Genomic DNA, 10524 nt, shown 5'->3' on the forward strand with positions numbered 1-10524 from the left:
TTACTCAAGCGTCACCTATCATTCGACAGTGACCAATACGGGAGCATGGTCAGACAAAAAAGCTCCGTTCTCGGTTTCGGCTAGCACACCATACCTCAGCACCTTCAAGCCATTGCGCACAAACACGTAATCAATCAAAGGACGGTCGTTATAGGGTATTTCTCCAAAATCATGAAAACTCCATGCTGGACCATACACTACGGGAGATAACCGTCGTGCATCGTCCAAATGATTGGGATTGTCAACATCGGTCACATGACGGATAACGTCCGAATCAGGCACGGAGTTGAAATCTCCAGTCACAACGACAGGCCATCCACCACTCAATTCACTCACCCTATCTAAGATAAGCTTTATTCCTTCGCGGCGTGCAACCACTCCCACATGGTCTAAATGTGTATTCAGTATAAAATATCCCCTGCCCGTCACTTTGTCTTGCAGTTTCACCCACGAAGCCATGCGCTCACAAGCCCCGTCCCAGCCTTTGGAGCCAGGTACCTCGGGTGCTTCGCTCAGCCAGAAGTGGCCGACGTCGAGCAGCGCAAACCGACTTTTCCTATACCAGAGCGCTGCATATTCGCCTTTTTCTTTCCCATCTTCACGTCCAACACCTACCGCTTCATAGTCAGGCAGATGTTGTTTCAGGTCCTCTAACTGATTGTGTAGGACCTCTTGTGTGCCCAGCACGTCCACATCGTAAAAGCGAACGGCATTTGCCACACGGTCCTTCCGATATTTCCAGTTGTTCAAACTATCATCCGGATTATCATATCGGATATTGAAAGACATTATATTGACAGGTTCCGAATCAGACGCTTGCTGCTTCACTTGTCCGCACGAAGCGAAGAGGAATGGTAACAGTAATAAATTTTTTTTCATCATGACAATCTATTTTTATGCGTTATTCCACAAACAAGACAGAAGCGGGAACAGGCTCCATTTCCTTTGCCGAAGGTCGCTTCCAAGCCCAACTGAAATGTTCCCCTTCATAATCTTCAAAATAATAAATCCGGAACGAATGGAATCCCTTTTTCAAAGCTATCCATCCGTCGGCAGTGATGACCGCATGCGAGCCGTCGTTATTCACCACCAACTTGTCATTGATATACAGCACACTGCCATCGTCCGAAGACGTACGAAAAGCATAAACCCCGTCTTCAGGCACATTAATCAGCCCCGTGAAGACATATCCGAAATGGTCTTCCCGTTTGGCATTTGCAATGGAAGGCTTCGCCATGACTCCCTGTTCCAACAACGGCGTTTTTTCAATATCCTCCACCGTCCGGTAGTTTCCTTCATAGTATCTATAGGTTGTGCCGTTCTTTGCGGGCGATACGGAAAGCGGCTTTTTCAGTTCGGCTTTAACGGCCGCTATCCACAGCGTTCTGCTCGGTAAATAGCCGTCTTTAAATCCTTTCGCTTTTATTTGCAAGCTCTTATCCACCTCAAAAGGCCTTTCATAGAGTGGAGCATCTCTAGTGGGTTCGCTTCCGTCCAAGGTATATCTGATTTCTGCCCCGCGGGTGGTTGTGGCAAGCGTCACCATTATTCTATCCGAAAACAGATTCAGGTCCTTATCAACATAAGGAACAGATACCACGTTCTCTTTGGTATAAGAGTAGGGAGCGGCTTCCGCCGAAGTCCCTCTTTTTTTATCAGGCTTGTCAGACAGCGTAAAGCGCAACTCTCCCCCGCCTATCAATTGTTCATAAGTGATAAAATTCTGTTCTATCGCTTCACCGTTCAGTTCCACCTTGCTGATATACCTATTTCCTTCGGGATTATTGGCCGAAACAGTCAGCGTCTTTCCGTTGGCCAATGTGATGACGGCTTTCTCAAACAAGGGAGACGTCAACGCAAACTCATTGCTTCCGGGACATACGGCATAAAAGCCCAAAGCGGAAAAAATATACCATGCCGACATCTGCCCGCAATCTTCGTTGCCGCTGATCCCCTCCGGGGTAGAACGATACATCTCGCGCAGCAAGCGACGCGTTAGCTCCTGCGTTTTCCACGGTTGCCCCACGTAGTTGTACAGATAAGCGATGTGGTGGCTCGGCTCATTTCCGTGGGCATATTGCCCTATCAGCCCTGTAATATCTGACAGTTCACCTTCCACTTTGGAGTCAGCCGTGAATATTGAATCAAGCGCGGCGATAAAGTCGCCCTTGCCTCCGAACAATTGCACCATACCGTTCACATCATGGGGCACAAAAAAGCGGTATTGCCAGGCAGTAGCCTCTGTGTAGGCACGCCCCACCTCGAACGGATTGAACGGTGTTTCCCAGTTGCCGTCCATCCGCTTGCCGCGAAAAAATCCACTACCTCCGTCAAACACATGGATATAATTTTGAGAACGTTCGATGTACTTTTCATAAATATCCTTTCTCCCCATCTCTTGAGCCATGCGCGCAATGCACCAATCGTCATAGGCGAACTCAAGCAGGCAAGAAACAGACTCTTTCTTGATATTCGAAGGAATAAAACCGTATTTGATATAATAATCCGATCCTTTCTTATTCTTTTCGGAGGAAACCATCATAGCTTCCAATGCTTTTTCGACGTCAAAGCCTCTTATTCCTTTCAAATAAGCGTCGGCTATGACAGAAACTGCATGATAGCCTATCATCGTCTCCGTTTCTCCCGCAGAAAGCGGCCAAATAGGCAGCTCACCCGAAGCATCGTATATATCCAGAAAAGAATGAATCATATCATTGACCAGTGTAGTGTCTATCAATGTCATCAAAGGGTTCCATGCGCGAAAGGTGTCCCAGAGGGAAAAAGTAGAGTAGTGCACCTTGCCTTTAGGAAGTTGCCCTATCTGCATGTTGTGGCGGCGATATTCGCCGTTGACATCGCTCACCGTATTGGGCACAACCATGGCATGATACATGGCAGTGTAAAAATTTCTCTGTTCATCCGCACTACCTCCCTCCACCACAATGGACGAAAGTACCCGCTCCCATTCTTTCCGGGCAGCGGCACACACGGCATCAAAATCAAAGCCTTTCACCTCGTGTTCCAGATTAGCACGCGCATTTTCCACGCTAACCAAGGATAATCCCACTTTAGCTACGACGGGTTCTTTGTCTTCAGTGTCAAATGTCAACACCGCTTGAAGATGGGTGCCTTCGGACTTCGTGCCGACACTTACTGGCTTACCATCCTGCACCAATACCACCGTTCGGAAAGGTTTGGAGAACCGGGCTGCAAAATACACGTATTGGTTATCTGTCCATCCCCTAGTTCTTCGCATGCCCGTAATTTCGTTAACGGCAGTTTGTTCCAGCACAGCTTCATAAATGCGTTCGTTATCAAGCAAGTGGGCTAAATCTATTATGACAACAGTCGGTTTGCCCAAAGGAAATGTATAACGGTGCATGCCCACACGTGCGGTAGCTGTCAGCTCAGCCTTTATACCCTCGTCTTTCAGCACCACGGAGTAGTAACCCGCCGATGCTTTTTCATCGCGGTGGGAAAAGGCTGCAGGCCGATAAAGCGCTTTCTCGTCAGTCAAATCGGGTTCTTGCGTGGTGGGGCGAAACAACACATCGCCCAAGTCGATGCAGCCGGTTCCGCTAAGGTGGGTGTGCGAAAAGCCTTTCAAGGAGGTATCGTCATAATGATATCCCGAGCAGGCGTCCCAATTTCCCGCACGAGTGTCAGGGCTCAGTTGCACCGCGCCGAAAGGCACCGTGGCTCCCGGATAGGTATGCCCGTGAAACCCTGTTCCGATAAAGGGATCCACATAGTCAACGGGAGACAGCTTGCCGGTGGTGCAAGATTCACATCCGAGCCATGCAGTAAGAAGACATATCAGGTATCTCTGTTTCATTTTAACAAACATTAAAAATACAAAAAAACATCGTTGGCCTCATTATCCGTCAAAGCTAATATCTGCCGTATTAATTTCTATCAAAAAGCGGAAACGGGCACCTCTGCCCTCTGTGACATGTGGAAAGTACATGAACCGTACCTTCGTCATATCAGCAGAAAAGGCAATAAGTCACGACTTCGAGGAGAACAGATAAAATTGACGAGAAAAACTGCAAGAGCCAATACTAACAGATATATCGACCCTTGCAGACAAGCCCAATGGCAATGATCTGTTTCTCTCTATTTCATATTAAAGACTCCAATGGAGCACATCAATTATAACCTTCATTTTGTTTTAACCTGCCGTTCGAGTTTACCACCTGTTGGGAAGGATAAGGAAACACAATCATGTAATCTTTATAGGCTACCTTGTCTTTGTAATCCTTATAATCCTCCACCTTGTATGAGGAGGTGGGGTCCTGACGATTCTCGTAATGACGAGCTTTCGGGTGGGCATTCAGTTCGGCCGCCGCCAAGGCTTTGATTTCCGCATTGCCGGAACGATGCCAACGCTTCAAGTCGAACAAATGATCAGTAAACTCAAAAGCCAGTTCACAACGGCGTTCATGATACAAATCGGCCATGGTAGCCTCGCCTGCCAGCAAGATAAGCTTGGAACGCTTGCGAATGCGATTCAAATCGGTAGTTGCCTTACCTGCTTGTCCGGTCATCAAATAAGCCTCGGCACGGAACAACAGCATTTCCGCAAAACGAATGATGGGGAAATTAATGCGGGCGGTGGGCCAGTCTCCGTTGGTGTTGATATATCCCTGTTCGGCGGCATCTGCATGTTTGAAAGGATCCATGTACTTATTGATCATAAATCCCGACTCGATATCCGAAGTCGACCAGAACACGCGAGTTTCCCCTAACAACTGAAACTCTTGTCCGTACTCCAGAATGGTGCGCACTAATCGGTCGTTTCCCTCACCATCCTTCAGCATCTCGGCATAGATATCATAAGAAGGCTTGTTCTGTCCCCATCCGTTGTATTTTCCCCAAGCCTTATTTTCAAGAATCACACCCGGGAATTCAGAACCTCCGCCGGTGGATCCGCCATTCCCGGGAATGGTCCACAGATATTCCTTGTTCCAAAAGTCGGCAAAATCAGAAGAGAATACTTGTGCAAATGTGTCAGCCAAATCACGACTATAGGTACTTTCAAGCTCGTTTACCTGGGCAATTACATTGTTCCACTGCGTGGCATCCCATGTAGCCCAGTAGGCATACACTTTTGCCTTGAAGGCCACCGCGGCAGCATCGTGGGCGCGTCCTTTGTCATCGACACCGTATTCTTCGAATCTCGGGAGATTCTCCATGGCCTTATCCATGTCTTCGATAATGTATTTATAGTTGTCGATAACGGATTTTTGCTGTGGCGGAATGGAATAATATTCGCTTTGAGTATTATAATCTTCGTAGCGAATGAACGGTACGCCCTGCTTGTCCGTTCCGTAACGATAGGCTATCAAAAAGTGTGCCCAACCGCGGGTAAAATAGGCTTCGCCCAGACTGCGCTTCTCAATGGCGCTCAAGCCGGTGCCGGCCGATTTGTCCAGCAACTGCTTGATGACATAATTGGAACGTGCCATCACTATATATAATCTTTCAAAAACCGTTTTCAACGGTGACTCGTCTCCCGTATATTTCAGCGTGGCAAGAGAGGGATACCCGCGCGTCTTTCCCCAAACCACATCACATGCCGCTCCTTGCTCCCAGAACAGCTCACGGCCGTACACCGCCTCTTGATGAAACCTCTCGTACAAAGCGTCGATTGCATCGATAGATTGCTGGTCGCTGGTAAAATAAGTATTGACGGTAGCGTCTCCCTCGGGTTGCACATCCAGAAAATTGCTGCATGAGCCCAACAGTAATGCCAAGGGTATCATTATGTAAAAAATATATTTTTTCATATTTATTTCGCTTTTGATGATTAGTAAATCAATTTCACACCTACGGAGAATACCCTTGATACAGGATATTTCATAGCATCCCAGCCACCGCACTCAGGATCCATACCTGAATAGCCGGTCAGAGTGATAAGATTCTCTCCGCTGAGGTAGACGGACATACGGCTATTGCGGTCATTGAGATGAGCGCATTTGCGAAGCACATCCGTCAAGTCATAAGAGAGGGTTACGTTCTTCAAACGAAGATAAGAGGCGTTTTCCAAATACCAATCTGAAGCAGTGCTAAAGTTTCCATTCGGATCGTTCTTTGATAAACGAGGAATGTCGGAACCGGTATTCGAAGGACTCCACGCATTCAATATTTCGGCAGAGCGATTAAAGTTGCCTTCTACATCGCCCAATAGCATGTATTTGCCTATATATGCAGCCTGCGCACCGCCCACACCTTGGAGCATGGCACTGAAAGACAGCTTTCGGTAGTTGAAGCCCAACGTCAGAGCGAATGTCGTTTCAGGAGTGGCATTGCCCATATATTGGCGGTCGGCATCCGTAATCTTGCCGTCGCCATTGACATCTACAAATTTCAAATCACCTGCCACGGCATTGGGCTGAATGCGTTCTCCTTCTTTATTCACATAAGCTGCTGCTTCCGCATCGCTTTGGAAAATACCATCTGTCTTAATCAGATAGTAAGAGTTCAGAGGTTCGCCTTCAGCCGTCTGATAGATATAAGAACCGCCACGGAAATGTTTGCTATTGGTCCATACGCCCGAAGTTCCGTCGGAATTCTTTACACCAATGTCAGTTACTTTATTATTCAGATAAGCAAAGTTGCCCGATACGAAATAAGAGAAGTTTCTGCCGACTTTGTCTCTCCAAGTAAATTGTGCTTCGAAGCCACGATTACGCACTTCACCTTGATTGACATACAAAGGTTCCAATCCAATAGTGTTAGGCCACTCCATCTCACGGGTTTGAATCAAATTGTAAGTGCGCTTATCGAAATAATCCAACGACAAGGACAAACGGTCTTTAAACATTTCCAAATCCAACCCCAAGTCATATTGCTCGGAAGTCTCCCATGTCAGGTTGGAATTCAAGGCTCTGCTGTTGTATACAAAGTTACCCCAAGTCTTGCCCGATTCCACACCGTATTGCGCTTGTTCTGACCAAGAATTTTTGGCAAGCAAAGGCGATTTGTAATTGAAAGGTATGGAGCTTAAATTGCCTATGCGTCCCCAAGAAGCACGCAATTTCAGCAGGCTGATAAAGTCGCTCTTCTTAAAGAATCGCTCGTTAGAAATTTTCCATCCCAACGTCAAAGCGGGGAAATCACCGTGATTACTCTCTTTGGGCAAGCGCCCGGCATAGTCGCGACGCCAAGAGGCAGTGGCGAAATAGCGGTCATTATACGAATAGGCCAAACGGGCTATCAAGGACACATTGGCATCGGGGCCGTATAAATAATCCTCGGCTTGGGTAGTTCCGGCATAAGCCAAGTATTGCAAGTTTGCAGCCTCTTCGGCAAAGTCGTGTCCTGTGACTTCCAAACCGCGACGATTGTAGCGGTCAGCAGTGGTAGAGAATAAAGCTCCCACGGTATGCTCGCCGAATGTTCTATCGTAGGTCAGCGTGTTTTCCGTTTTCCAAGCATCGGCACGGTAGGTACTTTCATTCAACGAGTTAGACAAAGTCGGTTTACCCACTTCATCACGAATAGGATTGAAGTTCTTATACAGGTTACTACTTAGATTGTATGCGAAGCGGCTGGTGAATTTCAAACCTTGAATCACATTTGCAATCTCCAATGCAGTTGTGCTCCAGATATCGCTAGTTTTGTTGTACCTGTTTTCAGCTTCCAGCAAACGGACCGGGTTCACAGCATCTCCATGAATATCGGCGAAGTTCGAACCGTATTTGGTGATATAGGCGGGGTCTTCGGTGGTAGTTCCACCGTAACTTCCATCAAGCGCATTATATACAGAGGCGCTGGCCGGCATATAGATAGCGGAGATGATGGGGCCAGTGTAACCGTCGTTATCCGTATTCTTGGATCGAGACTCCATATTCTTCCAAACAAAGTCTTCGCTGATGGTGATCCACTTGTTCAGCTTCATTTTGCCATTATAGCGCAAAGACATGTTTTTGTTAAAGGTGTTTATCAGTACACCTTCATCATTGTCATAAGCAAAAGAGATGCGGCTGTTATAGTTGTCCGTACCTACATTCAAAGCCACGTTATGGCGTTGGTAGAAAGCCGTACGGAAGATGGCGTCCATCCAGTCTGTGCGAGTGGTTCCCACCCATGGATTTTTAGTTACATCCCAACCGGTGGGCAAAGTAAGCCCAGCATTGGCATGAGATTGCTTGCGCATCTCAATTTGCTGCTCGGCATTCAAAGGTTTAATCAAGTTAGTGGCTTGACGAATGCCGAAAGTGCCGTCATAAGATAAGGTAGGAGCTCCTTCCTTAGCCTTCTTGGTAGTAATCAGTACAACACCTCCTGCACCCGACTGTGCGCCGTAGATGGCTGCCGAAGCTGCATCTTTCAGCACAACGATGCTTTCAATATCATTCATGGAAGCGATGGGAGCACCTGGAACGCCGTCTACCACCCACAGAACATCGTCTTTAGCCGAGCCTTGTCCACGAATCACAATGCTCGGAGAGGAGGTGGGATCACCACCGTCCGCCTGAATGGTAACACCCGGCAACTGCCCTTGCAACATACTTTCAGTGGAGGTCACGGGACGCACAGTCAGTTCATCGGCATTGCTCACCACCCCCACTGCAGCCGAAAGGTCTTGCTTACGGGCACTGGCACCGTAGCCCAATACCACCACTTCTTCCAACAGTTCGGCGTCTTCTTTCAAAATCACCGTCAGCGGTTTTCCCGTAACCACAACTTCCTGATTCGTGAAACCCACAAAACTAATGATCAATACGGCATTCTTGGCAGCCGGCAATTCAAACTTTCCGTCAATATCCGTAACAACCCCCACAGTCGTTCCTTTCACTAAGACATTGGCTCCGATGATGGGATCACCAGTTTGGTCTTTCACCATTCCCTTTACTGAAATTTGCTGCGCAAAAACAGTGACCGACAATAACAGTCCCAAAAGTAAGGGAGGAATCATTCGATAGATTCTAAGATTTGTTCGTTTCATGCATTTAAATTTTAAGTTTATGATACTATGCAATTACATAATAGCAAAAATGGAGCAAAGCTCGTCAAACTATATTACAACTGCATTACAAAGGTTTATCATTTAGTTTACTTATCGAAAAATTTTTACCGAATCAGGTGTTCGGTAGAACGGAAGCTCCCAGCAAGCTCGCATCTTCCTCTTGCGAAGTCACTATCTCCACAGCCTCTGCTATCACTTTATAAGGAAAATCCCGCATGCCTTCTTTCATTGCGCTCTCAAACAGCGGAAAAGACGACGCAATGCCTCCTCCCAATACAATTGCCTGAGGCGCATAGGCATAGAGAATCACTTTCATCAGATTGCCCAAATGAAGGCCGAATTCGTACCAGAGCTGCAACGAGCTGGTATCACCCTGATTTGCCTTTTCGGCCACCTCCATGCTCGTCGTGTTATGCCGTTTGAAAAAGAAACTACTGCAATAATGCTCAAAGTCGGCATCCAAATAGGGGAATGAGCCTATTTCGCCAGCTCCCATATATCGGCCGCCATACAAGCGATGATTGACAATGACCCCGGCACCGATGCCCGTGCCAATGGTAATACCCACCATGTCAGAATAAGGCCTGCCTTTACCGAACCGACTTTCGCCCAAGGCAAAACAGTTTGAGTCGTTATTGACGGCAACCGATACGCCAAACTCTTTCTGCAAAACGTCTTTCAAATGCACTTTTCTCCAAGAAGGAATATTCGCCACATTATATACAATTCCGTTTTCAGGATGAACAATGGAGGGAACTCCTATGCCAATGCCGTCTACTTGCTCATTCATCATGTCCCCAATAAGCCGGACCAATTGTCCAAGCACCACCGAGGCTTCTGCTTGCGCAAGACAAGGCACCGATATTTTTTTCAGACACCGTCCGTTTTCCACCCAGGCGATTCTTATATTCGTTCCTCCCAAATCAATTGTTAATCTCATGGTATCTCATTTTAAAGGTTTCGGTAAATGCAAAATTAAAAACATCCGCCTCCTTTTATATTACCAATTGCGCATATAAATCCTCATTTTGCGCAAAATTAGACAGTAAACCGGCTTTGAATCTGCATTATTTTACAGACAAGCGATGCAAAGTTTATAAAATGAGGTCAATGACACCGACGGTCGAGGTATTGAAACAGGCCAACAAAGGCTCAGTAATTTTTTATGGAGATAAATTTTTCATATATATATTACCCGCTATCAGAATTAAAAAGTAAGAAGAGCTATGTTAAAAAATATCCATATATCGGTATTTAGTAAATTAACGTGAGTTCGACGAATTTAGAATAGTGCAAGTTGTGTATCCAGTGTCCTCTGTACATTGATGCACGGCTTCTTTGGGAACAAGCAATATGCAGCAATAGCACCGAGCAGATTGACGATGAAATTATCAAAGCATCTGTGTCTGGAATGCTCTATCTGTGCAATATTCTTCAGCTCATCATTCACGGTTTCTATAATAGCCCTCTTTCTGAGCAAGAGCTTATCGGAGACGCTCATCAAAGCCCCTTTCATATTGCTCTTCAACTTAGTAATAAGCTGTATTCCA

6 protein-coding genes are annotated in these 10524 nt (G+C 46.6%); all 6 read right to left on the reverse strand.

What is annotated here, in order from left to right; all coding sequences use genetic code 11:
* Nucleotides 1-18: 18 nt before the first annotated feature.
* Nucleotides 19-882 carry an endonuclease/exonuclease/phosphatase family protein gene (locus C234_RS0111245; protein WP_027325854.1) on the reverse strand — a complete coding sequence of 288 codons (864 nt, stop codon included), beginning with the start codon at nt 880-882 and terminating at the stop codon, nt 19-21.
* Between the two features lie 19 nt (nt 883-901).
* Entirely contained in the window at nt 902-3835 is a 2934-nt protein-coding gene (locus C234_RS0111250; protein WP_027325855.1) for a GH92 family glycosyl hydrolase, read from the reverse strand.
* 313 nt (nt 3836-4148) lie between these two features.
* Nucleotides 4149-5789, reverse strand: coding sequence for a RagB/SusD family nutrient uptake outer membrane protein (locus C234_RS0111255; RefSeq protein ID WP_027325856.1), 1641 nt, complete (start codon nt 5787-5789; stop codon nt 4149-4151).
* Between the two features lie 20 nt (nt 5790-5809).
* On the reverse strand, nt 5810-8953 hold the full coding sequence (locus C234_RS0111260; RefSeq protein ID WP_027325857.1) for a SusC/RagA family TonB-linked outer membrane protein: 3144 nt from the start codon (nt 8951-8953) through the stop codon (nt 5810-5812).
* A gap of 133 nt (nt 8954-9086) precedes the next feature.
* On the reverse strand, nt 9087-9914 hold the full coding sequence (locus C234_RS0111265) for an ROK family protein (RefSeq protein ID WP_027325858.1): 828 nt from the start codon (nt 9912-9914) through the stop codon (nt 9087-9089).
* Between the two features lie 342 nt (nt 9915-10256).
* On the reverse strand, nt 10257-10524 hold a 268-nt coding region (locus tag C234_RS0111275), incomplete at its 5' end, for a transposase (protein WP_154656414.1).

This window comes from Bacteroides pyogenes DSM 20611 = JCM 6294 (assembly GCF_000428105.1).
GTDB lineage: Bacteria > Bacteroidota > Bacteroidia > Bacteroidales > Bacteroidaceae > Bacteroides > Bacteroides pyogenes.

Coding starts and splice junctions, on each gene's coding strand:
- C234_RS0111265 (WP_027325858.1), bottom strand. CDS start 9,914: ATGAGATTAACAATTGATTTGGGAGGAACGAATATAAGAATCGCCTGG.
- C234_RS0111260 (WP_027325857.1), bottom strand. CDS start 8,953: ATGAAACGAACAAATCTTAGAATCTATCGAATGATTCCTCCCTTACTT.
- C234_RS0111255 (WP_027325856.1), bottom strand. CDS start 5,789: ATGAAAAAATATATTTTTTACATAATGATACCCTTGGCATTACTGTTG.
- C234_RS0111250 (WP_027325855.1), bottom strand. CDS start 3,835: ATGAAACAGAGATACCTGATATGTCTTCTTACTGCATGGCTCGGATGT.
- C234_RS0111245 (WP_027325854.1), bottom strand. CDS start 882: ATGATGAAAAAAAATTTATTACTGTTACCATTCCTCTTCGCTTCGTGC.